Annotated in this window: 27 protein-coding genes; 24 read left to right on the top strand and 3 right to left on the bottom strand. The window is 66.6% G+C overall.

All coding sequences use genetic code 11. The features are described from left to right. Nucleotides 1–41 precede the first annotated feature (41 nt). The 21 genes from ACYQ1Z_RS11470 (at nucleotide 42) to ACYQ1Z_RS11370 (ending at nucleotide 19,937) form a co-directional block, all read left to right on the top strand. On the top strand, nucleotides 42–500 hold the full coding sequence (locus ACYQ1Z_RS11470; RefSeq protein ID WP_459792648.1) for a universal stress protein: 459 nt from the start codon (nucleotides 42–44) through the stop codon (nucleotides 498–500). A 39-nt stretch (nucleotides 501–539) separates the two neighbouring features. Then, a complete protein-coding gene (locus ACYQ1Z_RS11465; RefSeq protein WP_459792647.1) occupies nucleotides 540–1,487 on the top strand; it encodes a polysaccharide deacetylase family protein in 948 nt (315 codons plus the stop codon). A gap of 51 nt (nucleotides 1,488–1,538) precedes the next feature. Next, nucleotides 1,539–4,328, top strand: coding sequence for an HAD-IC family P-type ATPase (locus ACYQ1Z_RS11460; RefSeq protein WP_459792646.1), 2,790 nt, complete (start codon nucleotides 1,539–1,541; stop codon nucleotides 4,326–4,328). Between the two features lie 36 nt (nucleotides 4,329–4,364). Further along, nucleotides 4,365–4,859 (top strand): flavodoxin family protein, encoded by a 495-nt coding sequence (locus tag ACYQ1Z_RS11455; RefSeq protein ID WP_459792645.1) that lies wholly within the window; start codon nucleotides 4,365–4,367, stop codon nucleotides 4,857–4,859. Between the two features lie 45 nt (nucleotides 4,860–4,904). Continuing rightward, entirely contained in the window at nucleotides 4,905–5,330 is a 426-nt protein-coding gene (locus ACYQ1Z_RS11450) for an Hsp20/alpha crystallin family protein (protein WP_459792644.1), read from the top strand. Between the two features lie 18 nt (nucleotides 5,331–5,348). Further along, nucleotides 5,349–5,705, top strand: coding sequence for an SPW repeat domain-containing protein (locus ACYQ1Z_RS11445; protein WP_459792643.1), 357 nt, complete (start codon nucleotides 5,349–5,351; stop codon nucleotides 5,703–5,705). A 15-nt stretch (nucleotides 5,706–5,720) separates the two neighbouring features. Then, nucleotides 5,721–6,065: a CU044_2847 family protein gene (locus ACYQ1Z_RS11440; RefSeq protein ID WP_459792642.1), complete on the top strand. Its 345-nt coding sequence runs from the start codon at nucleotides 5,721–5,723 to the stop codon at nucleotides 6,063–6,065. A gap of 7 nt (nucleotides 6,066–6,072) precedes the next feature. Continuing rightward, entirely contained in the window at nucleotides 6,073–7,413 is a 1,341-nt protein-coding gene (locus tag ACYQ1Z_RS11435) for a phosphoribosyltransferase family protein (protein ID WP_459792756.1), read from the top strand. After that, nucleotides 7,410–8,735 carry an erythromycin esterase family protein gene (locus ACYQ1Z_RS11430; protein WP_459792641.1) on the top strand — a complete coding sequence of 442 codons (1,326 nt, stop codon included), beginning with the start codon at nucleotides 7,410–7,412 and terminating at the stop codon, nucleotides 8,733–8,735. The genes ACYQ1Z_RS11435 and ACYQ1Z_RS11430 overlap by 4 nt, the downstream gene beginning before the upstream one ends. A 71-nt stretch (nucleotides 8,736–8,806) precedes the next feature. Continuing rightward, entirely contained in the window at nucleotides 8,807–9,553 is a 747-nt protein-coding gene (locus ACYQ1Z_RS11425; RefSeq protein WP_459792640.1) for a glucose 1-dehydrogenase, read from the top strand. Between the two features lie 77 nt (nucleotides 9,554–9,630). Next, nucleotides 9,631–11,442: an acetate--CoA ligase gene (gene acsA / locus ACYQ1Z_RS11420; RefSeq protein ID WP_459792639.1), complete on the top strand. Its 1,812-nt coding sequence runs from the start codon at nucleotides 9,631–9,633 to the stop codon at nucleotides 11,440–11,442. Next, entirely contained in the window at nucleotides 11,439–12,437 is a 999-nt protein-coding gene (pdhA, locus tag ACYQ1Z_RS11415; protein WP_459792638.1) for a pyruvate dehydrogenase (acetyl-transferring) E1 component subunit alpha, read from the top strand. The genes acsA and pdhA overlap by 4 nt, the downstream gene beginning before the upstream one ends. Next, nucleotides 12,434–13,414 carry an alpha-ketoacid dehydrogenase subunit beta gene (locus tag ACYQ1Z_RS11410; protein WP_459792637.1) on the top strand — a complete coding sequence of 327 codons (981 nt, stop codon included), beginning with the start codon at nucleotides 12,434–12,436 and terminating at the stop codon, nucleotides 13,412–13,414. Before pdhA ends, ACYQ1Z_RS11410 begins: the two co-directional genes overlap by 4 nt. Beyond that, the gene (locus ACYQ1Z_RS11405; RefSeq protein WP_459792636.1) at nucleotides 13,407–14,885 is read left to right on the top strand and encodes a 2-oxo acid dehydrogenase subunit E2; all 1,479 of its coding nucleotides are present in this window, start codon (nucleotides 13,407–13,409) and stop codon (nucleotides 14,883–14,885) included. Before ACYQ1Z_RS11410 ends, ACYQ1Z_RS11405 begins: the two co-directional genes overlap by 8 nt. Continuing rightward, complete coding sequence (locus ACYQ1Z_RS11400) at nucleotides 14,882–15,124, top strand: acyl carrier protein (RefSeq protein ID WP_459792635.1); 243 nt, start codon at nucleotides 14,882–14,884, stop codon at nucleotides 15,122–15,124. Before ACYQ1Z_RS11405 ends, ACYQ1Z_RS11400 begins: the two co-directional genes overlap by 4 nt. Nucleotides 15,125–15,137: 13 nt before the next feature. Then, nucleotides 15,138–15,461: a PLDc N-terminal domain-containing protein gene (locus ACYQ1Z_RS11395; protein ID WP_459792634.1), complete on the top strand. Its 324-nt coding sequence runs from the start codon at nucleotides 15,138–15,140 to the stop codon at nucleotides 15,459–15,461. Continuing rightward, complete coding sequence (locus ACYQ1Z_RS11390; RefSeq protein ID WP_459792633.1) at nucleotides 15,458–16,387, top strand: ABC transporter ATP-binding protein; 930 nt, start codon at nucleotides 15,458–15,460, stop codon at nucleotides 16,385–16,387. The genes ACYQ1Z_RS11395 and ACYQ1Z_RS11390 overlap by 4 nt, the downstream gene beginning before the upstream one ends. Continuing rightward, nucleotides 16,384–17,148, top strand: coding sequence for an ABC transporter permease (locus ACYQ1Z_RS11385; protein WP_459792632.1), 765 nt, complete (start codon nucleotides 16,384–16,386; stop codon nucleotides 17,146–17,148). The genes ACYQ1Z_RS11390 and ACYQ1Z_RS11385 overlap by 4 nt, the downstream gene beginning before the upstream one ends. Nucleotides 17,149–17,290: 142 nt before the next feature. Then, nucleotides 17,291–17,620 carry a DUF3040 domain-containing protein gene (locus ACYQ1Z_RS11380; RefSeq protein WP_459792631.1) on the top strand — a complete coding sequence of 110 codons (330 nt, stop codon included), beginning with the start codon at nucleotides 17,291–17,293 and terminating at the stop codon, nucleotides 17,618–17,620. A gap of 65 nt (nucleotides 17,621–17,685) precedes the next feature. After that, complete coding sequence (locus tag ACYQ1Z_RS11375; RefSeq protein WP_459792630.1) at nucleotides 17,686–18,153, top strand: hypothetical protein; 468 nt, start codon at nucleotides 17,686–17,688, stop codon at nucleotides 18,151–18,153. After that, on the top strand, nucleotides 18,150–19,937 hold the full coding sequence (locus ACYQ1Z_RS11370) for a DUF5671 domain-containing protein (RefSeq protein WP_459792629.1): 1,788 nt from the start codon (nucleotides 18,150–18,152) through the stop codon (nucleotides 19,935–19,937). Before ACYQ1Z_RS11375 ends, ACYQ1Z_RS11370 begins: the two co-directional genes overlap by 4 nt. Here the strand turns inward: ACYQ1Z_RS11370 and ACYQ1Z_RS11365 are convergent. Continuing rightward, nucleotides 19,881–20,558 carry a hypothetical protein gene (locus tag ACYQ1Z_RS11365; protein WP_459792628.1) on the bottom strand — a complete coding sequence of 226 codons (678 nt, stop codon included), beginning with the start codon at nucleotides 20,556–20,558 and terminating at the stop codon, nucleotides 19,881–19,883. The two genes, ACYQ1Z_RS11370 and ACYQ1Z_RS11365, sit on opposite strands and share 57 nt — an antisense overlap. Nucleotides 20,559–20,751: 193 nt before the next feature. On the opposite strand from ACYQ1Z_RS11365, the gene ACYQ1Z_RS11360 reads away from it, so the two are divergent. Both ACYQ1Z_RS11360 and ACYQ1Z_RS11355 read left to right on the top strand, forming a co-directional pair. Continuing rightward, nucleotides 20,752–21,258 carry a hypothetical protein gene (locus ACYQ1Z_RS11360; protein ID WP_459792627.1) on the top strand — a complete coding sequence of 169 codons (507 nt, stop codon included), beginning with the start codon at nucleotides 20,752–20,754 and terminating at the stop codon, nucleotides 21,256–21,258. Further along, nucleotides 21,255–21,803 (top strand): hemerythrin domain-containing protein, encoded by a 549-nt coding sequence (locus tag ACYQ1Z_RS11355; protein WP_459792626.1) that lies wholly within the window; start codon nucleotides 21,255–21,257, stop codon nucleotides 21,801–21,803. The genes ACYQ1Z_RS11360 and ACYQ1Z_RS11355 overlap by 4 nt, the downstream gene beginning before the upstream one ends. A 30-nt stretch (nucleotides 21,804–21,833) precedes the next feature. Here ACYQ1Z_RS11355 and ACYQ1Z_RS11350 read toward each other — a convergent pair whose 3' ends face one another. After that, a complete protein-coding gene (locus ACYQ1Z_RS11350; RefSeq protein ID WP_459792625.1) occupies nucleotides 21,834–22,316 on the bottom strand; it encodes a universal stress protein in 483 nt (160 codons plus the stop codon). A gap of 205 nt (nucleotides 22,317–22,521) precedes the next feature. Here ACYQ1Z_RS11350 and ACYQ1Z_RS11345 point away from each other — a divergent pair, with 205 nt between their 5' ends. Beyond that, the gene (locus ACYQ1Z_RS11345; RefSeq protein WP_459792624.1) at nucleotides 22,522–23,202 is read left to right on the top strand and encodes a response regulator; all 681 of its coding nucleotides are present in this window, start codon (nucleotides 22,522–22,524) and stop codon (nucleotides 23,200–23,202) included. A gap of 18 nt (nucleotides 23,203–23,220) precedes the next feature. On the opposite strand, the gene ACYQ1Z_RS11340 is transcribed toward ACYQ1Z_RS11345, so the two are convergent. Then, on the bottom strand, nucleotides 23,221–24,876 hold the full coding sequence (locus tag ACYQ1Z_RS11340; RefSeq protein WP_459792623.1) for a GAF domain-containing sensor histidine kinase: 1,656 nt from the start codon (nucleotides 24,874–24,876) through the stop codon (nucleotides 23,221–23,223). Between the last annotated feature and the right edge of the window lie 187 nt (nucleotides 24,877–25,063).

The raw sequence follows: 25,063 nt of genomic DNA, 5'->3' as shown, positions 1-25,063 counted from the left end.
GATTATGGCCGATGACCGCACCGCCCGTACAAGGAGCTGACATGGATATCGCAGAAGGACCGTTCACCCGGATCCTTGTGGGGGTGGATGGCTCGGACGCCTCCATCGAAGCACTCCGGCAGGCCCAGCGCCTTGCGCTGCCCCTGGGGGCCAAAGTCCTGGCCAATGCCTACTGGGACTACCCCCAGGTTTATGCGGGCTACGTGATGGTGGGCATCGAAGGCTTCGAAGAACGGGCCGGCCAGATCCTCAACGAAGCGCTTGTCACGGCGTTTGGCGACAGCACGCCGTCGAACGTTGTGCCCAACCTGGTCCGCGGGCATCCGCGGGAGTCCCTGATCGAGGCCAGTCGCGAGGCGGACATGATCGTGGTCGGCAGGCGCGGGCACGGCGGTTTTGGCGGCCTGCTGCTGGGTTCGGTCAGTTCGGCCCTGGTGGCCCATTCCCACTGCCCCGTGCTGGTGGTGCACACGCCCGAAAAGCACCCCCAGAAGTCCTAAGGACGATCCGGTGGGCAGGACGGCGTCAGGGCCTGGCCGTTGACGACGCCACAGCAGGGCGGACGACGGCGGGTGGTGGCCATGGGAGCCGCCCTGGCCCTTCTGCTTGTCGCCGTCATACTGGTCCTTGTGTTCCGTCCCCCGGAGGCCGGGCCGCAGCCAACGGCCGAGCCGCCGGCACCAGCCTCCCCCACCAGCCCGGCAAGCTCCACGCCGCAGCCCCTGCAATCCCCGGATGATACGCCGGAAGCAGGCCAGGCACCGGTTCAACCGCCGGCTACCGTCCCTCCGGTCGAGGTACCCCCGGAGACGCCGACAGAGCCCGGCCCCGAACCGCCACCGGCGTTCCCGGGGACCCTGCGCAACCAGGACCTGACAGTGATCCCCGGAGCCGGGCGCGTGGTGGCGCTGACGTTCGACGCCGGTGCCAATGCGGCGGGATTGCCTAAGATCCTGGCAACGCTGTCCGCCAAGCAGGTGGCAGCGACGTTTTTCCTCACGGGCAACTGGGCCGAAGCCAATCCGGCCGGAGTGGTACAAATTACCGGCGCGGGCCACCGGCTCGCCAACCACTCCATGACCCATCCCGGTTTTACCGGACTTAGCGAAGGGCAGATCAGCCAGCAGGTCCGCGGGGCAGAGCAGGTGATCCTGGCAGCGGGAGGCGATCCGCGGCCGTTGTTCCGGTTCCCCTACGGCGAACGCGACCCCCGCACCATCGCTGCCGTCAACAACCTCGGCTACGTCGCCGTCCGCTGGACAATCGACACGCTGGGATGGAAGGGCACCAGCGGCGGCATCACCGCACAGACTGTTGCCGACCGGACATTGGCGGCGCTTCAGCCCGGTGAGATCGTGCTGATGCACCTGGGTTCCAATCCCGACGACGGCACCACCCTGGATGCGGACGCCCTGCCCGTCCTCATCGACAGGATCCGTGCCGCTGGTTACGGCTTCGTCACCCTCGATGCACTGCTTGCCCCGTAAAACTGCCTGCCCGATACCGCTGTTTGAAACCAGACCAGGAGAGCCAGGACAGTGAACCAGACCCGGCAGGACCGGCGCACCGGCCGGAAGCCTGTGCCCGCCCGCAACGGAACAGCGGACGCGGCCCATCACGGCCTGCCGCTGCACGAGGTTGTCCTGCTCCTCGAAACCGACCACATGCGCGGCCTGGCCTCCGCAGAGGCGACGCGCCGGCACACCCAGTTCGGTGCGAACGTGCTGCCCCGTTCGCGCAGCGGGGGCGTCCTGCGGAAACTCGCGCGCCAGTTCAACAATCCCCTGGTCTACGTTTTGCTGGCCGCCGCGGCCGTCGCCGGACTGCTCGGTGAATATCTGGACGCCGTCGTGATCCTCGCCGTCGTCCTCGTCAACACAGTGATCGGCTTCGTCCAGGAAGTCCGGGCAGAGGCCGCGCTGGATGCGCTGCACTCCCTCGTCCGAACCCGGGCCGTGGTGGTCAGGGACGGGCGAAGGATGGAGATTCCCTCGGAGGAGCTTGTTCCGGGAGACCTTGTCCTGCTCGAAGCCGGGGACAAGGTGCCCGCGGATCTGCGCCTGGTCCGGCTTTCCGGCCTGCGCGCGGACGAGTCGGCGCTGACGGGCGAATCCGAAGCGGTGGAAAAGGACGAGGTGGTCCTGCCGCCCACCACACCTGTGGCTGACCGCCGGAACATGGTCTACAGCGGAACCCTGGTCACGGCCGGTACCGGCGCCGGCGTGGTCGTCGCCATCGGCGGTGAAACCGAACTGGGGGAAATCCACCGGCTCGTGGGCGCCGTCCGGCCTGTTGCCACGCCCCTGACGCAGAAGCTGGCCCGGTTCAGCACGACGCTGACGGTGGCCATCCTGGCCCTCGCCGCCGTCGCGTTCCTCGCCGGCGTGGCACGCGGGCAGGAGCCGGCAGAAATGTTCACTGCCGCCGTCGCGCTCGCGGTGGGAGCCATCCCGGAAGGGCTGCCTGCCGCCGTCACCGTGACCCTGGCAATCGGGGTCCGCCGGATGGCCCGGCGCCGCGCTGTGGTCCGCCGCCTGCCGGTCGTCGAAACGCTGGGCAGCACGACGGTGATTTGCTCGGACAAGACCGGCACGTTTACGGAAAACCAGATGACGGTGCGGTCCCTGTGGACCCCGTCGGGCCGGTATGGGGTAACCGGGTCCGGTTACGGCCCTGAGGGGCAGGTCCGTGCGGCCGGCGTTGAAGCGCCTGTCTGGCGAACGGAAGCGGCGACACCGGCGGCCGGCGATGCCGCACTGTATTGGTCCCTCATTGCAGGGGGTGCCTGCAATGACGCCAGGGTCGTCCGCGAAGGCAAGGTGTGGCAGGCGCAGGGCGACCCTACGGAAGCGGCGATGCTGGTGGCGGCCGGCAAAGGGGGCGTCGATATCGGCCGGTTCCTGGCTGCCAGTCCCCGTGCCGGCGCACTGCCCTTCACCTCCGAACGCCAGTACATGGCCACACTGCACGCGCCGATCTCCGCCGACGGATCAGGCGCGGCGCACTCCATCGTGCTGGTGAAGGGTGCACTGGAAAAAGTGCTGGACCTCTGCGATGCCGGTATGGACAGCCGCGGTAACAGCATGTCCCTGTCCCGGGAGGCGGTCCTTGATGCTGCCCACGATTTTGCCGGCACCGGGTTGAGGGTGCTCGCCACGGCCATGGTGCGGGTGCCTCCGGAAGCCGGACTCGAGGAAGCACTCCTGCAGGGCAAACTGGTGCTGACCGGGCTCCAGGCCATGCTCGACCCGCCCCGTGAAGCGGCGGCGGCTGCAGTGCGGGCCTGCCTTGAGGCGGGGGTGGCGGTGAAAATGATCACTGGGGACCATGTGGGCACGGCAGCCACCATCGCCAAGGCAGTGGGCCTTCGCGCCGGCCGGGCGGACGGGACGGCGCTGACCGGAACCGAACTGGACGCCATACCTGAGGAGCAACTGCCCGGGGCCGTGGAGCGGGCAACGGTTTTCGCACGGGTCACCCCGGAACAAAAGCTCCGCCTGATCGGCGCGCTGCAGTCCGGCGGCCATGTGGCGGCCATGACGGGCGACGGCGTCAACGACGCCCCGGCCCTCCGGCAGGCCAACGTTGGGATCGCCATGGGGCGCGCAGGTACGGAGGTCGCGAAGGAAGCGGCAGACATCGTCCTGACCGATGACGACTTCGCCACCATCGAGGCGGCCGTCGAGGAGGGCCGCAACGTCTTCGACAACCTGACCAAGTTCATCGTATGGACCCTGCCCACGAACATGGGTGAAGGCCTGGTGATCCTCGTTGCCATCCTCCTGGGGACAACACTGCCCGTCCTGCCCACCCAGATCCTGTGGATCAACATGACAACCGCCGTTGCCCTGGGGCTCATGCTGGCGTTCGAACCGAAGGAGCCAGGCCTGATGTCACGGCCGCCCAGGGCACCCGACCGGCCCCTGCTGACCTGGACCCTCACACTCCGGATCCTGCTGGTGTCCACGCTGCTCGTGGCGGGCACCTGGTGGATCTTCGAACTCGAACTGGCCGCCGGCGCCTCACTGGCCGAAGCACGGACCGCCGCGGTCAACCTCTTCGTGGCCGTGGAACTGTTCTACCTTTTCAGCTGCCGGTCCCTTACCCGTTCCGGCTGGCGGATCGGCCCGTTCAGCAACCGCTGGGTCATCCTGGGCGTCCTGGTGCAGGCCACCGCACAACTGACCATCACCTACACCCCGGCCATGAACGAACTCTTCCACACGGCACCGATCGGCGGTGAGGCATGGCTGCGGATCCTGGGGATCGCCCTGCTCGCCTCCCTCGTGGTGGCGGTGGACAAGCGCTTCCGGCGCCACAGGTTCTAGTCCGCACGCCATCAACCACAACACCAGGGAGGCAGCATGAAAGCACATATCGTTTACGACTCCGCCTACGGGAACACCCAATCCGTGGCCGAAGCGATTGCCGGCAAACTCCACCCGCTGCACGCGTCGGCGGTGCCGGTACCGGAGTTCGATCTCCGTGCCCTGGCGCCGGGCGACCTCCTGGTCGTTGGTTCCCCCGTGAACGGGTGGCGGCCAACCGCGAGGGTCACAGCCCTCCTGGCACAGCTCGGCAACGGCCGGCTCCAAGGCATCAATGCGGCCGCATTCGATACCCGCATCAGGTTCTTCATCCACGGCGACGCCGCCAGGAAGATGACCAGGATGCTGAAGGAAGGCGGTGCCCGCATCATCTCGGACCCGGCACTGTTTTATGTGCAGGGAACGGAAGGGCCGCTGAGGAGCGGCGAACTGGACAAGGCCCGCGCCTGGGCGGAGGCCCTGCTTTCCAACGTCTCCGAAGGCTGGGGACCAAAGCCTCTACGTCCGCATCCGCCCGGCTCCGAGGATTAATCCGTCGGGTATCCACCCGACGGTCACCAGTGCAAGGAGGCAACCGTGGCTGATCTCATGAAATGGTTTGACACCCGGCGCTCGCCGATGGACATGCTGGAAAGGCTGTTCGAAGGCGACACATCCGCATCCGGCATACGGGTGGAGGAATCGGTGGAGGGTGACACCCTTGTGGTTAAAGCCGAACTGCCAGGGGTCGACCCGGATAAGGATGTCAATATTTCCCTCGTCGACGGGGGTCTTGAAATCAAGGCTGAGCGGCGCGAGAAGTCCGAGCAGAAGGCCAAGAACAGTTACCGGTCAGAGTTCCGTTACGGTTCGTTCGTCCGCAGGCTCGCCCTCCCCGACGGCGTCAAACCGGAAGACATTACAGCGTCCTACAAGGACGGGGTGCTGGAGGTCCGGGCACCCGTTCCGACGGCGGCCCAGCAGCCGGCGCCACAGAAGATCGAAATAACCCGGGGCCAGTAACTGAGAAAGGAAAATGAAGTGAAGAAGTGGTATCGGTGGCAGGACTATGTGGCCGTCGCCGCCGGAATTTTCACCGCTGCCGCGGTTCTGTTCACCCGGCAGGAAGGCATGTCAACCACCCTGATGCTCGTTCTCGGCGGGCTCCTGGCAGTCAGCGGCCTCGTTAACCTGGCCCTGCCCGGAACACCTGCCATGGAATACGCGCAGGCGGTCCTCGCTGCCGGGCTGGTTCTCTCCCCGTGGCTGGGCTCCTACACCTCTGCAACGGGGGCGGCCTTGACCTGCTGGATAGCCGGGGCTGTAGCCCTGGTGGTCACCGCGGTGGCCATCCGGCCCAGTATTGACGTCCGCCACAACATGCGCATGTCGCATTAGCAGTGTCGTTTCGCCATGACTGAAGTACTGCGGTACGAGGTTGGTTCCGGGACGGTATTGGTCGAGGCTGACGACAACAGCTACGGCGTGAACCATCCGGCCCGGAATGAGCAGGGAATCCTTGACGTCGGCAGGCGCCTGGAAGATGCCCTCGCCAGCGTCCGCCCGGCAGCTGCTGCAGCGCTCGAGGCCATGGCGGAGCTGGCCCCGGACCAGATGGAGATCGAATTCGGGGTGAAACTGGCCGGGGACGCGGGCGCTTTGATCGCCAAGGGCACCTCCGACGCCCATTTTGTCCTGCGGATGTCCTGGACGCCGGGGACCGACTTGCACGGCGGGGAACTGCTCCACGACAGGTGAACCCGTGATGTTCGAGTTTGTTGACAGAACCGATGCCGGCCGGCGCCTGGGACAACGGCTGGCCGCGTTCCGCGGCGGGGATGTTGTGGTGCTGGCACTGCCCCGGGGCGGGGTCCCGGTGGCGTTCGAAGTGGCGAAGGCCCTTGATGCGCCGATGGACGTGATAGTGGTGCGGAAACTGGGGGTTCCGTTCCAGCCCGAGGTCGCCATGGGGGCCATCGGAGAGGACGGCGTGCGGGTTCTCGACGCGCGCGTCCTCTCGCTGGCACGCGTCACGGAGGAAGACCTGCGGACGGTCGAACGGAAGGAACGTGGGCTCCTGGAGCAGCGCCTTGCCCGCTACCGGCAGGGGCGGGAGCGCCTTGACCTCGACGGGCGCACAGCCATTATTGTCGACGACGGCATTGCCACCGGCTCCACCGCGCGGGCCGCCTGCCAGGTGGCCAGGCACCTGGGCGCGGCACGTGTCGTCCTTGCCGTTCCCGTCGCGCCCGCCCGGACGGTTGCTTCGTTCAAGGAAGCGGACGACGTCGTATGCCTGGCTTCACCCCGGGACTTCCAGGCCGTTGGCTACTACTACCACGACTTCTCGCCCACGGAGGATGACGAGGTGGTGCGGCTGCTGGACGCGGCCGCCCGCACCCTGCACCGGTCCGGCTCAGAGGGCGTTCAAAACGATGGCGCCGAAGATGAGGTGGAGATTCCCGCCGGGAACGTGCGGCTCCTCGGCAGCCTCTTCCGTCCCACAGGCTGTGAAGGCCTTGTGATCTTCGCCCATGGCAGCGGCAGCAGCAGGCACAGTCCCCGTAACCGGTTCGTGGCCTCCGTCCTGCACGAAGCGGGCCTGGGCACGCTGTTGCTTGACCTCCTGACGCCGGCCGAGGAGGTCAACCGGGCCAACGTGTTCGATATTCCGCTGCTGGCAGGGCGGCTTGGATCGGCAAACCGGTGGCTCAACATCCAGCAGGGCGGGCGCGGCCGGACCGGCTACTTCGGGGCAAGCACTGGCGCCGGGGCAGCGCTATGGGCTGCCGCCGAACCCGATGCGAACATCGCCGCCGTCGTCTCGCGGGGAGGCAGGCCGGACCTGGCCGGCTCCCGGCTTGCGGCCGTACGGGCCCCCACCTTGCTGATAGTGGGTGGTGCGGACACCCAGGTGCTGGCGCTCAACCGGCAGGCCCTGGCCCTCATGCGCGCCCCGGCACGGCTGGAAATCGTCCCGGATGCAACCCATCTTTTCGAAGAGCCTGGGACCTTGGCGCGGGCTGCCACACTCGCCGCCGGATGGTTCAGCCGGTTCCTCCTGCCGTCCCGGCAGGAGGAAAACAGCCGGGAGCTGCTGCAATGAGCGTCGGCAGCGGGCAGTCAAGCCACGGGCACGGGCCGGAACTCGAGGGGATCCGGGCCTTGGCCCGCCCGCTGGAAAGGGCGGGCAGCCTTGACGGCCTGGTTGACCTCTGCGCGCCGGCGCGGTTCGTCTGCCTCGGAGAGGCCTCGCACGGCACCCGGGAGTATTACCACTGGCGGGCAGTACTGAGCCGCAGGCTCATTGAAGAGCACGGGTTCACCTGGATCGGTGTCGAGGGTGACTGGCCGGACTGCTGGCGGATCAACCGGTGGGTGCGGGGCCAGGGCGACCAGGACCTCGATGCCCGGCAGCTCCTTGCCGGCTTCGAACGCTGGCCCACGTGGATGTGGGCCAACCATGAGATTGCCACGTTCATAGCGTGGCTTCGCGAGTGGAACCTGGGCCGGCCAGAAAACCGGAGAACAGGTTTCTACGGGCTCGATGTCTATTCACTGTGGGATTCCCTGCGGGAGATCTTCGGCTGGCTCGATGCCAACGCACCAAGTGACGTACCATCCGCCCTGCGGGCGTGGCAGTGCTTTGTTCCGTTCCGTGAGGACCCGCAGCGGTACGCATTGAGCTCCCGCCTGGTGCCCCAGTCGTGCGAAGCCGATGTCGTGGCGCTGCTGGCCGCAGTGCACCGCCACACCACCGGACACGTGGAGGACGATCCCGCAGCATTTGACGCAGTGCAGAACGCTATTGTCGCAGCCAACGCCGAACGCTACTACCGGACTATGGTGCGGGGCGACCAGCAATCCTGGAACATACGTGACCACCATATGAGCGACACCATTGACCGGCTGGCCCGCCACCACGGCGCCGGGTCCAAGGGGCTCATCTGGGCGCACAACACGCACATCGGTGATGCCCGCGCCACCGATATGGCAATGGACGGCATGGTCAACATCGGTGAGCTTATGCGCCGCCGGCATCACGGGACGGTGGCGCTGGTGGGGTTCGCGTCCTATCAGGGATCCGTCACGGCGGCCCGCGCCTGGGGATCCCCGGAACAGGTGATGGCTGTCCCTGACGCCCTGCCCGGCAGCCATGAGGACCTGCTGCACCAGGCACTGGAAGGCCCGTCCACGCTGGTATTCGGCGCGCACCGGGACGGGCACTGGCTCTCCAGCTGGCGCGGGCACCGGGCCATCGGAGTGGTTTACAACCCGCAACGGGAGAAGGGCAACTACGTGCCCACCGTGATGGGCAGACGCTACGACGCATTGTTCTGGGTCCCGCAGACCTCGGCGCTGCAGCCCCTGCACCATGAACACCTGCCCCAGGAACCGGAACTCGAAACCGAGCCGTCCGGTTTCTAGGCTCCGCCCCGCCGGACGCAAACCAACCGATCCGGTGATCACCGGAACCAACCACACTGAAGGAGCATCAGATGGAACGGGTCATTGACAAAGTAGCGCTGATCAGCGGGGGTGCGCGCGGGATTGGAGCGTCCGTGGCATCACGGCTGCATGGGGAGGGGGCGAAGGTGGTGATAGGTGACATCCTCGACGACGAGGGAAAGGACACTGCAGAACGCATGGGCTCCGGGGCACTCTACGTTCACCTTGATGTGACCAGTCCGCTGGACTGGGAGGCAGCCGTGGGTGCAGCGGTAGAGACGTTCGGGGGCCTGCATATCCTGGTGAACAATGCGGGAATCGTGAACTTCGCCTCGATAGAGGAATACACCCTGGAACAGTGGAACGCTGTTATCGGCGTGAACCTGACAGGTACATTCCTTGGCATCAAGGCTGCAATCCCGGCCCTGAAGCAGTCCAAAGCGGGGTCAATAATCAACATCTCCTCCATCGCCGGCATTCGCGGCTATGAGCAGATCCCAGGTTATACGGCGTCGAAATTTGGCGTGCGTGGACTCACCAAGAGCGTTGCACTGGACCTGGGACGGCGCGGCATCAGGGTCAATTCCGTCCATCCCGGAGTCATTGCCACCCCGATGACTGCCGACCTTGCCATGGACATGAGCCGCGTTGCACTCGGCCGCATAGGCCATCCCGGGGAAGTCGCCGACCTCGTTCTCTACCTGGCTTCCAGCGAATCCTCGTTCGTCACCGGGGCCGAGTTCGTCATCGACGGCGGTGACACCGCGGGTACAGTGACCCCGCCCGAGTCGGCATAGCCCCCAGGCACCAGGATGCTCCTCCGGCGGGACTTTCTACCCTTGCCGGTACTGCCCGGCAGGTGTCGGATGGGAGCATGACGGCAGGTACCCAAGGCTTTACCCGCTGGCCGCGGATCCCCAAAGACATCTCCCGCTTCCCTGTCCCGCCCAACCTGCCGGATTACGAATCAATGCAGCGCAGGTTCACCTGGGATGAAGCCCGCAAGGCATTGTCCGGGTTGCCGGGCGGCGGCCTCAACATCGCCCATGAAGCGGTGGACCGCCACGCTGCCGGCCCCCGCGCCCACCATCCGGCCCTGCGCTTCGTGCGCGCCGACGGTTCCACCCGGTCGATGAGCTACGCCGAGCTTGCCGGGCAGACGAACCGGTTTGCCGCTGTCCTGGACCAGCTCGGGATCGGGCGTGGTGACCGGATCTTTTCGTTGACGGGCCGCAGCCCGGAGTTGTATGTCGCCGTGCTGGGAACCTTCAAGAACGCCAGCGTCTTCTGCCCGCTGTTTCCGGCCTTTGGACCGGAGCCCGTGCGGCAGCGCCTGCAGCTGGGATCCGGGCGTGCCCTCATCACCACCACGACCCTCTACCGCAGGAAAGTCCGCCAGATTCGCGATACCCTGCCCGACCTTAAATACGTGTTACTGACCGACGCCAACGGTGCCGCCGAACCGGGAACACTCGATCTGGCGGAACTGATGAAGGCCGCACCGCACACCGGCCCCACCGCTGCGACGCGGGGCGACGACGTGGCCCTGCTGCACTTCACCAGCGGGACCACCGGCACGCCCAAAGGTGCCCTCCACGTCCACGACGCGGTGGCAGCCCACTATGCCACGGGCCTCTTCGCACTGGACTTGCACCCGGACGATGTCTACTGGTGCACCGCCGATCCCGGATGGGTCACGGGGATGTCCTACGGCGTGATCGCTCCGCTGGTCCACGGGGTCACCACAATCGTTGACGAAGAGGAAATGGAGGCCGACCGCTGGTACCGCATCCTTGCCGGCCAGCACGTCACCGTCTGGTACACGGCCCCTACAGCCCTGAGGATGCTTATGAAGGCCGGCGCGGACCGGGCCGCAGGCCACGACCTGTCAGCGCTCCGGTTTGTGGCGAGTGTTGGCGAACCGCTCAACCCCGAGGTGGTGCTTTGGGGCCAGGAGGCTCTCGGCCAGCCGGTCCACGACAACTGGTGGCAAACCGAGACCGGTGGCATCATGATCGCCAATTTCGCGGCCACCGAGATCCGGCCCGGGTCGATGGGCAGGCCGCTGCCCGGTGTGGAAGCGGCACTGGTGGCGCGGGATGACAACGGCAAGCCGGTGATCGTGGATGGGCAGCCGACACTCGTCACGGAACCGGACACCATGGGAGAACTGGCCTTGCGGGCGGGCTGGCCCTCGATGTTCAGGGGTTACCTCAATGAGGAGGAACGCTACCGGCGCTGTTTCGCCGGGAACTGGTACCTCACAGGGGATCTCGCCAGCCGGGATACGGACGGTTACTACTGGTTCGTGGGCAGAAGCGACGACGTCATCAAGTCTTCAGGCCACCTTATAGGCCCTTTCGAAGTGGAAAGTTCGCTGATGGAACACGAGGCGGTGGCCCAGGCGGGCGTCATCGGTGTACCCGACCCCGTGGCCGGCGAAGTGGTTAAGGCGTTTGTCGAGCTGCGGGACGGGTGGGAGCCGTCCGAGGAGCTGCGCCTGGACATCATCGGCTTCGCCCGCAAGCGGCTTGGAGCCGCGGTGGCTCCGCGCCTGCTTGATTTCACCAGCATGTTGCCGAAAACCCGCAGCGGTAAGATCCTCCGCCGCCTCCTGAAAGCCAGGGAACTGGGACTTCCGGAAGGCGACACGTCAACAATCGAATCCCCCTCGGAAGCACGATGACCGGCAAACCTGAGCGGGTCGGCGCGGACCAGGCCGGCCTCGCCCGGCACCTCCTGCACCAGATGCTGCGCGTGCGGCGGCTGGAGGAGAAGTGCGTCGAGCTCTACAGTGCGGCGAAGATCCGCGGATTCCTGCACGTGTACATCGGTGAGGAGGCCGTTGCCGCGGGCGTGCTGGGCCCCCTGGACCCGGGCGACGCCGTGGTCGCCACCTACAGGGAACACGGCCACGCCCTGCTGCGGGGTGTCTCCGCCGGTGCCATCTTTGCCGAGATGTACGGATACATCCAGGGGTGCTGCCGGGGCCGCGGCGGCTCGATGCACCTCTTTGACGCCCACACCCGCTTTTTCGGAGGCAACGCCATCGTGGCCGGCGGGCTGCCCCTCGCCGTGGGGCTTGCCCTCGCGGACAAGATGGCCGGGCGGCCGCGGGTGACGGTGTGCTTCTTCGGGGAAGGGGCCGCGGCGGAGGGTGAATTCCACGAGAGCCTGAACCTGGCCGCGTTGTGGCAACTGCCGGTACTCTTCTGCTGCGAAAACAACCTGTACGCGATGGGCACGGCCTTGGGCCGGTCCCAATCCCAGACGGACATCGCACTGAAGGCCGCCGGATACCAGCTGCCCGCCTGGTCAGTCGACGGGATGGACGTGCTCGCCGTCCATGAGGCCGCGCGCCGCGCAGTGGACGCCGTCCGTTCCGGCGCAGGCCCGCACTTCCTGGAACTGCGCACGTACCGTTTCCGCGCACACTCTATGTTCGATCCCGAACGCTACCGCGAGAAGGCGGAAGTTGCGCACTGGCAGGAACGGGATCCAATCAACCTGCTCCGTACCGCGCTGGAAAAGACGGGACACCTGAGCGAAGAACAGTGGACAGGCCTGCAGCGGGACGCCGAGGCTGAGGTGGAAGCGGCCATCGAATTCGCCGAGGCCGGCACTCCGGAACCAGTGGAGGAACTCACCCGCTTCGTCCACAGTGAGCGTGATGCCGAATGAAAACCACTTACCGGGAAGCCGTCAGGGCCGCAATCCGGGACGCCATGAAACGCGACGAAAGGGTCTTTCTCATGGGAGAGGACGTCGGAGCGTACGGCGGCTGCTTTGCTGTCAGCCTGGGCCTGTTCGAGGAATTCGGTCCGGAACGGATCCGCGACACTCCCCTGTCCGAGTCCGGTTTCGTCGGTGCCGGCATCGGTGCCGCCCTGGGCGGCATGCGGCCGATCGTGGAGATCATGACCGTCAACTTCAGCCTGCTTGCCCTGGACCAGATCATGAACAACGCCGCCACGCTCCTGCATATGTCCGGGGGACAGTTCAACGTCCCTGTGGTGATCAGGATGACCACAGGAGCCGGACGCCAGCTGGGTGCCCAGCATTCCCACAGCCTGGAAGGCTGGTACGCGCACATCCCTGGCCTGCGCATCCTCGCGCCCGCGACCCTTGAGGACGCCCGCGGCATGCTCTGGACCGCCCTGCAGGACCCGGATCCTGTGCTCATTTTCGAACACGGAACGCTCTACAACATGCAAGGCGAGCTTGAGGACGACGCCGGGCCGGTAGACATCGACACGGCGGCTGTCCGGCGGCCGGGACAGGACGTCTCCCTCATCACCTACGGCGGGACGCTTCCGGCGGTTCTGGACGCCGCGGAACAGCTCGCCGGGGACGGCATTGACGCGGAAGTCCTGGACCTGCGCAGCCTGCGCCCGCTTGACGACGCGGCGATCCTGGCCTCGGTAGGCCGGACGCACCGGGCGGTGGTCGTGGACGAAGGGTGGCGCAGCGGCAGCATCTCAGCCGAAATCAGTGCCCGGATCACCGAATCGGCCTTCTACGACCTCGATGCCCCGGTGGCCCGGGTCTGCAGTGCTGAGGTGCCGTTGCCCTACGCAAAGCACCTGGAACTCGCGGCGCTGCCCTCCGCCGAGCGGATTGTAGCGGCTGCACAGGAGGCGGTGGGTCGCCATGGCTGACTTCCGCATGCCGTCCCTCGGCGCAGACATGGATCACGGCAAAATGGTGGAGTGGCTCGTCAAACCGGGTGACTTCGTTCACCGCGGCGACGTGGTGGCCGTGGTGGACACGGACAAGACGATGATGGACGTGGAGACCTTCGAGGAAGGGGTTGTCGCCGAACTGCTGGTGGACGTGGGGACCACTGTTCCCATCGGTACTCCCCTGGCCAGGATCACCGCCACACCGGACGGCGAACATCCCGCGGCGGCGCCATCCTTGGCCGCGTCCCCGGAAGCAGGGCCTGCAAAAGCCGGAACCGGCGGTCCGGACACGCCGTCAGTCGGCAGGCACATCTCCCCGCCTGTCCGGCACCTCGCCCGCAGGCTCGGTATCGATCCGGACACAATTCCCGGCACCGGCAGGGACGGCGCGGTGACCCGCGCCGATGTGGAACGCGCGGATGTGGAACGCGCTGCGGCGACGCCGGGCAGGCCGGCGAAGCGGGACCCGGGCGGGGCCAGGCGCCAGGAGGACAGGCACCCGGAGGAAAGGCGCCCGGAAGCCGCGCCGACGCGGGCCGCGGCCGGCGAAGCGTTCCGGTTCCGTTCATCGCCGCGGGCACGGCGGCTTGCAGCAGAGCGGGGACTGGACCTCGCCTCCGTGACCGGAACAGGGCCAGGCGGCGCAATCACCGAAGCTGACATTCTTTCGGGTGCCGGCAGTTTCGGCGTCGTGGACCGGACCGAACCCGTGGAAGCGGCGGTTGCGCGGCCCCCGGCAGCCGCGGTGCCCGCCGCCGGACCGCCTGTGGCAGCGGTACAACGGGAGTCCAGTCTCCGACGGGCCGTGGGCGCCCTGATGTCCCGTTCCAAAAAGAACATCCCGCATTACTACCTCAGTACCACGTTGGACATGGCCGCCACGGTGGCATGGATGGAGAAGGCAAACCTCGGGCGCCCCGTTTCCGCGCGGCTGGTGGTTTCCGCACTCCTTTTGAAAGCAGCCGCCCTGGCTGCCAAAGACGTCCCGGAAGTCAACGGGTTCTACGTCGACGACGAATTCCGGCCCAGCCAGTCCATACATCTGGGTGTCGCGGTGGCGCTGCGGAAGGGCGGAATCGTGGCACCCGCCATCCACGACGCGGACACGCTGACCCTGGATGCCCTCATGGAACAGCTTCGGGACGTCGTAGCGCGGGCGAGGGCGGGCCGGCTGCAGCGGGCGGAGATGGCCGATCCGACCATCACCGTCACCAACCTGGGCGACCTGGGGGTGGAGAGCGTGTTTGGCGTGATTTATCCGCCCCAGGTCGCCATGGTGGGCCTGGGCCGGCTGATGGAACGGCCGTGGGCCCAGGACGGGATGCTGGGCGTCCGCCCCATGGTGACTGCCACCCTCTCGGCGGACCACAGGGTCAGCGACGGCTTGCGCGGAGCACGCTACCTGGCCCGGCTGGATGAACTCGTGCAGAGACCGGAGGAGTTGTGAACGGAGACAGTGCCATGGTTGCGGTCCATTGGGCCATAGGGCAGGTGGCCCCGGATCTTGGGCCGGAGGACCTGTCCGGTGATGCCCGGTTGCGGCAGGACCTTGAGCTTGACTCGCTGGACTTCCTGCGGCTCGTGGAGGTCATACATGAGGCAACCGGCGTGGACATCCCGGAACAGGACTATCCGCAGGTGTCCACCGTCAAGGGTCTGGCCGCCTACGTCGCGGCCCACAGCTGAGCCGGCGGCGGCCATGAACACGGACCTGTCGGTTCTCCCCGCGGGCGTGCTGGCGGTGCTGGGCATCCTGTTGGCCGCGGCGCTGTCGCTGGACGCCGTCGCGCTGGTGGACCTGTACCGGCGGCCCGCCGAAGGGATTGCACTCGGCAGGAAATGGATCTGGGTGGCGGTGATACTGCTCCTCAACCTGCTTGGCCCGGTCCTTTATTTCCTGGCAGGCAGAAAACCTTCAGCAGCGGAGGCCACGGCTGACCGCCATGCCCCTCACAGGCACATCGGCGGGGCAGAGACCGCCAATGAGCTGTACGGCCCCCCGGACCAGCCCTTGCAGCAATGAAACCGGCAATCGAAGCCACCGGGCTCACCAAGACCTTCGGAATCCACCCTGCCCTCGACAGAGTGGACCTTTCCGTCCCGGAAGGCTCAATCTTCGGCTTCCTGGGCCCGAACGGCGCGGGGAAAACCACGATGTTGCGGCTCCTTGCCGGACTTGCCAGGCCCACATCCGGGTCCCTGCGCGTGCTGGGACACCCGCTGCCTGGCTCCGGGACAGCACTGCGCTCAAAAATTGGCTACCTGCCGGATGTCCCGGCGTTCTACAACTGGATGACCGCCACCGAAATTATGCGGCTAGCGGGCGGGTTGCATGGGATGACAGGACGACTACTCGACAACCGGGTACGGATTTTGTTGGACATGGCGGGCCTGGCGGGCACGGAGACAAAAGTCGGCGGCTACTCCCGCGGGATGCGCCAGCGCCTGGGCATTGCCCAGGCCCTTGTCAGCGCGCCGCAACTCCTGCTCCTTGACGAACCAACAGGCGCCCTCGATCCCATGGGACGCAAGGATGTCCTGGAACTGGTGTCTTCCCTGCGGGGCCGGACCACCGTGTTCTTCTCGACCCACATCCTTGGGGACGCCGAACGGGTCTGTGACACGCTGGCAGTCCTGAACCGGGGCCGGGTCGTGGCGCAGGGCCCCATAGGGGAATTAAAGGACCGCTACCCTAAACAGAAGATCCTCCTTGAGGTAACGGGCGGCGCCGGCATCCTCTCCGAGGCAATTTCCAGGTGCGCCTGGGCGAGATCTGCAGCAATCCGGCCGGACGGGGTCCTGGAGGTCGTGGTCGGGGACCTCGAAGCCGCCCGACGGGCGATCCCCGGCCTGGTCAGCCGCCAAGGTACAGGGCTGTCACGCCTGGAAACGCAGGAGATGGACCTTGAAGAGGTGTTCGTTCACCTCGTCGAGGCGGACAAGCCATGAACACGTCCCTGGTCTTCGCCCGGAAGGAAGCGTTGGAACTGGTCCGCACCTGGCGCGTCTGGGTACTGCCGGGCATCATCATGTTTTTCGCTCTGACCGGGCCGCCGCTCGCCCGTTTCACCCCGGAGCTGCTCTCCGCTGTTGCCGGCGGGCAGCTGGGGCAGATCAGTATCCCGCCACCAACGTATCTCAACGCATACGGGCAATGGATCAAGAACCTGTCCCAAATCGTGCTCTTCGCGCTCATCATCGTTTACGGCGGGCTGATCTCCTCGGAGGTTCGAAGCGGCACCGCTGCCTTCGTCCTCGCCAAACCGTTGTCCCGTACGGCCTTCGTGGTCACAAAAGCCGTGATCCACGCGGTGTTTATTGCAGTAACGCTGGCGGCCGGGACATGTGCCACCTGGCTCATGACCGCGGTAATGTTCGGGGCGGCGCCCGCTGCCGTATTGTGGGAGGCCGCCCTGCTGTGGCTGACGCTTGGCGCCTTCTTCATCGCACTGATGACGGCGTTGTCGGTGATGGTGCCCGCCGCTGCCGGCGCTGCCGGAATCGGCCTGGGCGTCTATGCGCTGCTCTCCGCAGCAGCCATCTGGAAGCCGCTGGCAACCTATTCGCCTGCCGGCATCATGGGCCAGGCTGCTGCCCTGGCAGCCGGGTCGGATGTTCCGCTGCCCCTCTGGCCTGTTGTCACGTCCCTTGCCCTTGCCGTCCTCCTTGTGTGGTTCGCCGCAGTTCTCTTCCGGCGCAAGGAGTTGTGAGTACTCCGCCACCGTCGCTGGGCCCGGACCAGCACCGTAGTCAGGCACAGGACGTTTGCCCCTACCCGGGGCAGCACACGTGCCGGACACTGAAACCGGTATTGGATTCACGTCGACCAATACGCGTTTACAGGAGGCACCGATGTCACTATCCAGGCGGGAACGCAGCCTGCTCAATGACATAGCGCGCCGGCTGCTCGAAGATGACCCGCAACTCGCCGCCCACCTGGGCCGGCCGCCACGGCCGAAATCAAGTGGCTGGCGGCTGGCAGGGTCCCTCCTCCTGGCCGCCGCAGGCTTCCTCCTGCTCATGCTGGGAGCCGTGCTGATGTCCACGGCACTGGGCGCCATCGGGTTCCTGGTGATGGCAGCCGGGGCGTCGTCCGCGTCACGCCTCATCGACCCGCCCCGTTTCCTCCAGCGCAAGCGGCGGCAGTACCCCGGCATCCCCAACAACACCTCGGTGGAATAGCCGGTACTTGGCTGTAGGGCCCAACGGCACATCCCTGGCGTCCCACGGCACGCCATACTGTCTGCATGAACGCTGGCGCGCACAAAACAGACCGAATCCTGATCGCCATTGTCGCCGCCATCGCCGGCCTGGTGGTCGTTGCGCTGGCGGTGGTATTTTCGCGTGGAGAGCCTGAACAACTCGATGCGTCCACCCCTGCCGGCGTTGTCCAGCGTTACAGCACGGCGGTCATCGACGGCGACACCGCCACCGCCGACTCCTACCTCACCGATGCTGCCCGTTCCGCCTGCAGCGGTTTCCGCGAAGGCGGGCCGGTCCCCGAACGGGTGGTGCTGATTTCCACGACCGAGAGGGAAACTTCGGCCCTGGTGAAAGTCTCGATTACGGAATTGGACGCGGGCGGCGGCCCCTTCGGCCCGTCGGAGTACCAGGCCGAGGACCGGTTCTCACTGCTGAAGGTCCAGGACAAGTGGCTGATCGACCAGGCACCGTACCAGCTGCTGTCCTGTGCCGGGGCAGGCGTTAAGCCGTGAACGCCCCGGCCCGGAACGCTGCCCCGGCGGCAGCCACCGCCCAGCTGACCCTCCGCCGTCTCATCCTGTACGTTCTGCTGTTCGCCCTCGTATCCATAACTGCCGTGGGACTGGGCGGACTCCTGCAGCGGCTTTTCACCTCGGGTGCGGTCCTGGCATCAACGGAGGTGGGCGGGCTGGCCCTGTCCCTGGCGTTCACGCTCATCGGCGGCCCGCTCGCAGCACTTCTGTGGTGGGTGGTCTGGCGACGGCTGGACGATGAGGCCGAACGCACCGCTCCCGGCTGGGGCCTGTACCTGGCAGCGGTCTATGCAGTCTCCCTCATCCAGGCGAGCACTTCACTGCTGGCGGCGGCGGCATCGCTGATCAGCCCGGAGGAACCATTCTGGCAGGAATCCCTGGCGACCGGCATGGCCTGGGCCGCGGTCTGGCTGTGGCACCGCTGGATGTGGAGGCACACGGCAAAGCGCCCCATCAACCTCGACGACGTTCCTGCCGTCATCGGCACGGTCTTTGGACTGCTGGTGGCAACCTTCGCCGCCATTGCCGCGCTGGGTGACCTGCTCGACACCGCAATCCGCGGCTTCACCAGCCTCACCCCCGGGCAGGGGGAATGGTGGCAGCCCGTGCTGCAGGGGCTGGTGTGGGCAGCCGGCGGCTCCGTTGTGTGGTGGTGGCATTGGATCAGGGAGGCCGGCCGGGCTGCCGGCACCGCCCTGATGCACGTGGCGGTGCTCGCCGCAGGGATTTTCGCGGCGGGGATCACGGCGCTGGGCGGAGCCGCCGTCGTGCTCTTTGTCCTCCTTCGGACCGTGTTCGTCCGGGACGTGCCCACGGATGAACTGCTGGCCCCTGCCGGCTCTGCGATTGCCTCAGCAGTCATCGGCGCGCTGGTGTGGCGGTACCACCGGGTCAGCGGAACAAGCGGTTCGGCTGCAGCCAGGCGGGCGGGACGGCTGGTGACGTCCGGCATCGCGCTGGCAGCGGCCGCTGCCGGGGTGGGCGTCATCATCAACGCCACTCTTGCCATGGCTGTCTCACCCCTGGCCGGCGGCGGCCCCCGCACGCTGCTGCTGGGAGGCATCAGCTCCCTGGCGGTGGGTGGTCCGGTGTGGTGGCGGACCTGGAAGCCGCTGAAGCAGCGGCACGGCACGGAGACCCTCACGCCCGGACGCCGCGTCTACCTGGTGGTGTTCTTCGGCATCAGTGCTGTCGTGGCACTCATCGCGCTCCTCGTCATCGGATACCGGCTCTTCGAATTCGTGCTTGGTGAAGTCTCCGGCGGAAGCCTCGTGGACCGGATCCGGGCACCGTTCGGTTTGCTGGTAGCCGCGGCCCTCGTCGCCGGATACCACTTTGTCCTGTGGCGCCACGAGAGGTCCATCCCCACCGCGGGTTCCCCGCAGGGCAGCGGCCGCACCATCGAGCAGATAACCCTCGTGGCGGGGACAGCCGGGGAGGCCCTGCCGGCGGCCATCGCCGGCGCTACCGGAGCTTCGGTCACAGTGTGGCGAAGGGCTGATGCTGCCGGGGACGCACAGTCGGCGGCAGCCCTGTCCCCGGTGAAGGAGACCACACCACGGCAGGATGGGCTCGCGGACAGAGTGGTCGCTGCACTGGCCGGGGTCACCGCCCGCAACGTCCTGGTGGTAATCGGGGCCGGGGCGCAAGGACAGGAGCGCATCGACGTTATCCCGCTTGAAAACGGCACCCTAACCAGGGGGCGGTCACGGGAACGGGCGGGAGCTAACCGCCCGGCGGGGTCCGTCCCCAACGAGGCGTGACATCACCACGCCGGTGACAACGGCCATGGACCCGGCCATGAGGACCGCCGCGGCCACGCCAATGGCGGCCACCAGCACCCAGTCCTGACCCGGCTGCCACAGCGGGGTGGCAACCGCCATGAAGACACCAAGCCCGGCAGCCCAGGCAGCGGCACTGCCCGCTATCCAGCGCCAGGCCCCAGCCACGTGCCGCCGCAGTTCAAACCATTGCGCCAGGCCGAGTGAAACCAGGAGCGCGGCCCCGCCGGCACTCCCGGCAACCACTTGTGTGGCCACCGGCCAGTCCTGCCAGGCGTCCGTGGCGGACGGCAGCAGCCCCAGGGCCCAGGCGGCGGCAGCCGCGGCAGCCGTAAGCAAGACCCACCGGTTCTTTGAAACCCCGGGAAGGCGGGTCCTGAGCACCTTTGCCTGGAACCAGCCGAGGACGGCGCCCTCAACGGCTCCCGCCGCAACGAGCAGCGGAAACACCGCTGCGGGCCAGAAGGCCGCAGCCAGCAGTTGCACAGCAGCCGGAGCCAGGAATCCCAGGCTTTCGCCCAGGCCCACCCATACCACCCACCGGGTGAGGAACGTCCGGCGCATCAGCTCCTGGCCTTCCCGGGTACCTGCGTGTCCCGCCATCCAGTGCTCCTTTGTTCCCTTCAAGGTTCCCCGTGCAGCGGGGAAAGGGGCCAGAGCCGAAAGCCCCGGCAGCGGCACTGCCGCCGGATTAGGGGACCAATGGCTCTGCCGCTGGCCCCCGCTTGCTGGTGGCATTGGAACGGAACCTGCGGCTGCCCCGGGAGCCGCTGTGCGGCAGGAAAAGGAGAAAACCATGAGCCGCATTGTCTTGCTGGTCCTGCTGGGATTCACCGCGGCGACGTCCATCATCAGTGGACTCGTGATGCTGGTGCAGACCTGGCTGGGCCCTGGCGCGGTTGCCTTGCCGCCGGAAGCGTCGCTGCCCTTGTGGCTGCTCCAGGATTCACCGTTCGAGAGCTACCTTGTCCCGGGCCTGATCCTCACAGTAGTTGTGGGCGGAACGCATCTGGCCGCCTTCGTGCTGACCCTTCGCAGGTCGCACCCGGCCCGTTTCGTCACCGCGGTGGCCGCGTTCGCAATCCTGATCTGGATCTTCGTCCAGATGGTGTTTATCCCGTTCAGCGCCCTCCAGGCACTCTACTTTGCGGTGGGCTTGGCTGAGCTTGGCTTCCTGCTGCTGTCTTTGGGCCTGCTGGCCGGACACGGCCCCGCGGACCACGTGGTGGCCGCGGTGCCACCGTTAACCACCGGCCGTGGCACACGCCCGGGAAACCGCCCAACACCAAGGAAGGCACCATGAACCAGGTAAAAGACGCTGCCGCAGAGACCCAGGCGATGCAGGCAGTGGAGAACCACCACGCGGAAATGCTCCGGCATCTCAACGGGCTTGTCGCACTGCTGCTGGAGGCAGTCGAAGCAGGTGATCCCGCCGCCGGGCAGGCGGCGCAGGCAACCCTCGTGGACTGGTGTGACGCGGAACTCATCCCGCATGCCCTGGCAGAAGAGGGACCGTTGTACAGCGGGCCGCATGGGACGCCGGAAGGGAAACTCCTGGTGGAAGGGATGCTGGCGGAGCACCGCGTGATCGTGGACCTGGTGGAGGAACTGCGCACGTCAACCGGGGTTGCCGCCGCAGTGGCGGGCGCGGCAGTCCAAAGGCTGTTCGCGGTGCACCTGGACAAAGAGAACCGTCTCCTCATGCCATTCATTGCCCAATCGCCCGATCTGTCCCTGGCAGAGGCGGTCCAGGGCCTGCATGAGCTGGTCGGCGAAGAAAACGGCGAGCACCACGACGCAGGCAGGCACCACGCGGAGAAGCACGACGACGGCACCCGTCACCCTTGAGCGGGTCACCATTGAGCGCGCCCGCCCGTCTCACCGCCCGCCGTCGCCGTCCCTGTCTTCAGGGTTCTTGTCCTCTTTTACGTCCTTGTCCTCGGCATGAACCACCAGGACAGGACAGTGGGCGTGGCTGACGCAGGCTGAACTCACCGATCCCGGCACGAACCCGCCATGGCCCCGCCGGCCAACAATGAGGAGTGCTGCGTCCCGGCTGGCTTCCACCAGCAGGTGTCCGGGCCTGCCGCGCTTCAGCCTGCCTCGCAGGCCGGCAGGCCGTTCCGCGCCAAATGCGTCGGTGAGCGAGTGCTGCAGCATTTCTTTGGCTGCAAACTTGAATCCCTCGATGCCCACCGCCAGATACACCCCGTAACCCGGAGGGACATCCCAGCACGTCCAGGCTTCCACCTGGGCTGCCAGTGGTCCTGCCAGCTGCTCTGCTGTGCGGAGAGCTGCGATGGACGCCGTGGACCCGTCAACGCCCACGATGATCACGGGTGGCTTGCTGCCGGTATCCATTGTGCGGCTCCGTCCTCTGTTGTCTGTTACAACCCTGGGGCCGACCGCCTTCCGGGCCTAGGGCCCAAAGTCATGACCGGTGCACGGCGACACGTGGCTTTAGTCCCTTCCGGCATGGTTGCGGGGACGGAAGAATGGTCTATGCCCGCCAGCCGGGCCGCCCGGGCAATCGTGCGGGCCGAGTCCCATTGAGACGGGAGCAAAGGTGTACAGGCATGAAACAGGCCCGGCAGGAGACGCCGGCCCGGGAGGGCCCCTGCGGGTGTTCATCCTCGACGACCACGAGCTTGTCCGGCAGGGACTGAAGGATTTGCTGGAAGGTGAAGGTTTCGTGGTGGTGGGCGAAAGCGGATCCGCCGCGGAAGCCACCAGGCGCATACCGGCACTGCGGCCGGATATCTCGATCCTGGACGGGCGCCTGCCCGACGGCACGGGCATCGAAGTCTGCCGTGACGTACGCTCGCTGGACCCCGGTCTGCGTTGCCTGATTCTCACCAGTTACGACGACGAGCAGGCCCTCCGCGGCGCCGTGCTGGCAGGGGCTTCGGGCTACATCCTCAAGCAGATCAGAAGCAACGACCTTCTCAACGGAATCCGAAGGGCCGCAGCCGGGGAGTCCCTGTTTGAACCCGGTGACCGGGAGCGGATCATCGCCGGGCTCCCCGACACTCCCGTCGACCCCAGGACCGAGGCGCTCAGCGCGCAGGAGAGGAAGGTTTTGACACTGATCGGGCAGGGCATGACCAACCGGCAAATCGGTGCTGAACTGTACCTGGCCGAGAAGACTGTCAAGAACTACGTGTCCTCGATCCTGGCGAAACTGGGTTTCGAGCGGCGCACCCAGGCGGCGGTCTACGTCACGCGGGCGGGCCAGGACGCGCCCTGAGCCACCGCAGGGTACGCCCTACTGGAGCTTCGCGGACCAGACGATGCGTGTACCCCGGCCCGGAGTGCTGTCGACGATGCAGGAACCACCGAGCAGTTCGGCACGGTGCCGCATGTTGGCGAGGCCGCTGACATGGGAAGGTTCGGTGAATCCACGGCCGTTGTCTGTGATCACCAGTTCCACTCCGCCGTCGCGCAGCGACACGGTGACCCGGATATCGTCGGCTCCTGAATGCCGTGCAGCGTTGCTCAGCCCCTCGGACAGGACCGAGAGCACGTGCCCCGCGATATTCTCCCCTACGGCCTCATCCACCGGCCCCACGAAAGAAACCCGTGGTGCCGTGGCGTATCCCCTGGAGTTTTCCTCCGCCACTTTCAGGATGCGGCCCGTCAACGGCCCGGTGTCCACTTCCCCGGTGCGGAGCGAATAGATTGTGTCGCGCAGGATCCGGATGGTGTCATCAAGCTCGCCGGTGACTGCCGCTATCCGGTCATGCGCGACGGGATCCTGTGAGTAGCGGCGAAGGCTCTGGATGCTGAGGCCGGACGCGAACAGGCGCTGGATCACCAGGTCGTGCAGGTCGCGCGCAATCCGCTCCCGGTCCGTGAACAGCAGGTTCTGCTCACGCAGCGCGTGGACCCGGGCAAGGTCCAGGGCCAGGCCGATCCTGCTGCCGAACATTGAACTCGATTCAACCTCCGCCTGGGTGAAGGACCCTGCACCCGGCGGCCGGGCAAGCAGCAACACACCGTTCCCGCTGCTGCCATGGCCCAGTGCACATACAAGGACGGCACCCAGCTTTTCCGCGACCTCAGCATCGAAAACCTGCCGCGGATCACCGGCCATCGCCGACTCGCCTGTTCCGGTGACACCCGAAATCAGGGCTGAACCCTTGATTTCCTGGCCCGCCTGCAGGCTCTGTGCGCCGAGGGCGGACCGGCACCGCAGGGTTCCATCACCGCCCGGGACGGCAACCACGGCGAGCGCGGACTCCGAGACCTTCAATGCCGTGTCGGCAACGAGATCCAGGTTCTCCACATTTCCCGGCTGGGGGGTGACAATGAGCCTGCTGCTCAGTTCCATCCCCGCTTCGAGCCATTTCTGGCGCCGCCGGCTGTCGTCGAACAGGCGGGCGTTCTGGATGGCCACGCCTGCTGCGGCTGCCAGCGCCACCGCAAGGTCCTCGTCCTCCGGCGTGAAGTCCTGCCCGCCGTTCTTCTCCGTAAGGTAGAGGTTCCCGAAGACTTCGTCGCGGACCCGGACTGGCACGCCCAGGAATGTCCTCATGGGGGGATGATTGGCAGGGAAACCCGAGGCTATGGGGTGTTGGCCCAGGTCGTGGAGCCGCAAAGGTTTCGGTTCGCGGATCAGCAGGCCCAGGACACCGTGGCCGGTGGGCAGGTCGCCAATGGATGTGATCCCTTCACTGTCAATTCCCACCGTGATGAAGTGGCTAAGGCTGCGGTCCTCGCCGATCACACCCAGTGCGCCGTATCTGGCGCCGACGAGCTCACATGCAGATCGGACCAGACGGTCCAGTACGGTCTCCAGGCTGAGGTCCTGGGCGAGGCCGACCACGGCGGAGAGCAGTCCGTTCATGCGCTCCTGGGTCTGCAGCAGTTCGTCCGCCCGGGCAACAAAGTCCCGCAGGAGGTCTTCAGCTCTCTCCCTCATGGGCGAGCGCCACGGCTCCGTACTCACGTCCGACCTCCTGTTGATACGCCCGCGTCCTTGCGGCCCCTCAGCAGCCCCTTAAGGCTTGGGATCACCGATCCCTCGCCGCGCTACCGTTTGCCGGGCGCACAGCATCAGCCCTGGCACCAGTCTAGGAGACGTGGCCGATGGGTGAAATGCCCGGGCA

The sequence above is a fragment of the Arthrobacter sp. AD-310 genome (assembly GCF_054656615.1).
Note: the sequence above shows the minus strand (reverse complement) of the source record. Positions and strands in the feature narration are given on the sequence as shown.

Bases quoted from the DNA above. Each gene is read 5' to 3' on its own strand.
- ACYQ1Z_RS11410 (WP_459792637.1), top strand. From the start codon at position 12,434: ATGAAAACCACTTACCGGGAAGCCGTCAGGGCCGCAATCCGGGACGCC.
- acsA (WP_459792639.1), top strand. From the start codon at position 9,631: ATGACGGCAGGTACCCAAGGCTTTACCCGCTGGCCGCGGATCCCCAAA.
- pdhA (WP_459792638.1), top strand. From the start codon at position 11,439: ATGACCGGCAAACCTGAGCGGGTCGGCGCGGACCAGGCCGGCCTCGCC.
- ACYQ1Z_RS11340 (WP_459792623.1), bottom strand. From the start codon at position 24,876: ATGAGGGAGAGAGCTGAAGACCTCCTGCGGGACTTTGTTGCCCGGGCG.
- ACYQ1Z_RS11440 (WP_459792642.1), top strand. From the start codon at position 5,721: ATGACTGAAGTACTGCGGTACGAGGTTGGTTCCGGGACGGTATTGGTC.
- ACYQ1Z_RS11385 (WP_459792632.1), top strand. From the start codon at position 16,384: ATGAACACGTCCCTGGTCTTCGCCCGGAAGGAAGCGTTGGAACTGGTC.
- ACYQ1Z_RS11430 (WP_459792641.1), top strand. From the start codon at position 7,410: ATGAGCGTCGGCAGCGGGCAGTCAAGCCACGGGCACGGGCCGGAACTC.
- ACYQ1Z_RS11425 (WP_459792640.1), top strand. From the start codon at position 8,807: ATGGAACGGGTCATTGACAAAGTAGCGCTGATCAGCGGGGGTGCGCGC.
- ACYQ1Z_RS11375 (WP_459792630.1), top strand. From the start codon at position 17,686: ATGAACGCTGGCGCGCACAAAACAGACCGAATCCTGATCGCCATTGTC.
- ACYQ1Z_RS11365 (WP_459792628.1), bottom strand. From the start codon at position 20,558: ATGGCGGGACACGCAGGTACCCGGGAAGGCCAGGAGCTGATGCGCCGG.
- ACYQ1Z_RS11355 (WP_459792626.1), top strand. From the start codon at position 21,255: ATGAACCAGGTAAAAGACGCTGCCGCAGAGACCCAGGCGATGCAGGCA.
- ACYQ1Z_RS11390 (WP_459792633.1), top strand. From the start codon at position 15,458: ATGAAACCGGCAATCGAAGCCACCGGGCTCACCAAGACCTTCGGAATC.
- ACYQ1Z_RS11405 (WP_459792636.1), top strand. From the start codon at position 13,407: ATGGCTGACTTCCGCATGCCGTCCCTCGGCGCAGACATGGATCACGGC.
- ACYQ1Z_RS11380 (WP_459792631.1), top strand. From the start codon at position 17,291: ATGTCACTATCCAGGCGGGAACGCAGCCTGCTCAATGACATAGCGCGC.
- ACYQ1Z_RS11470 (WP_459792648.1), top strand. From the start codon at position 42: ATGGATATCGCAGAAGGACCGTTCACCCGGATCCTTGTGGGGGTGGAT.
- ACYQ1Z_RS11435 (WP_459792756.1), top strand. From the start codon at position 6,073: ATGTTCGAGTTTGTTGACAGAACCGATGCCGGCCGGCGCCTGGGACAA.
- ACYQ1Z_RS11395 (WP_459792634.1), top strand. From the start codon at position 15,138: ATGAACACGGACCTGTCGGTTCTCCCCGCGGGCGTGCTGGCGGTGCTG.
- ACYQ1Z_RS11350 (WP_459792625.1), bottom strand. From the start codon at position 22,316: ATGGATACCGGCAGCAAGCCACCCGTGATCATCGTGGGCGTTGACGGG.
- ACYQ1Z_RS11455 (WP_459792645.1), top strand. From the start codon at position 4,365: ATGAAAGCACATATCGTTTACGACTCCGCCTACGGGAACACCCAATCC.
- ACYQ1Z_RS11360 (WP_459792627.1), top strand. From the start codon at position 20,752: ATGAGCCGCATTGTCTTGCTGGTCCTGCTGGGATTCACCGCGGCGACG.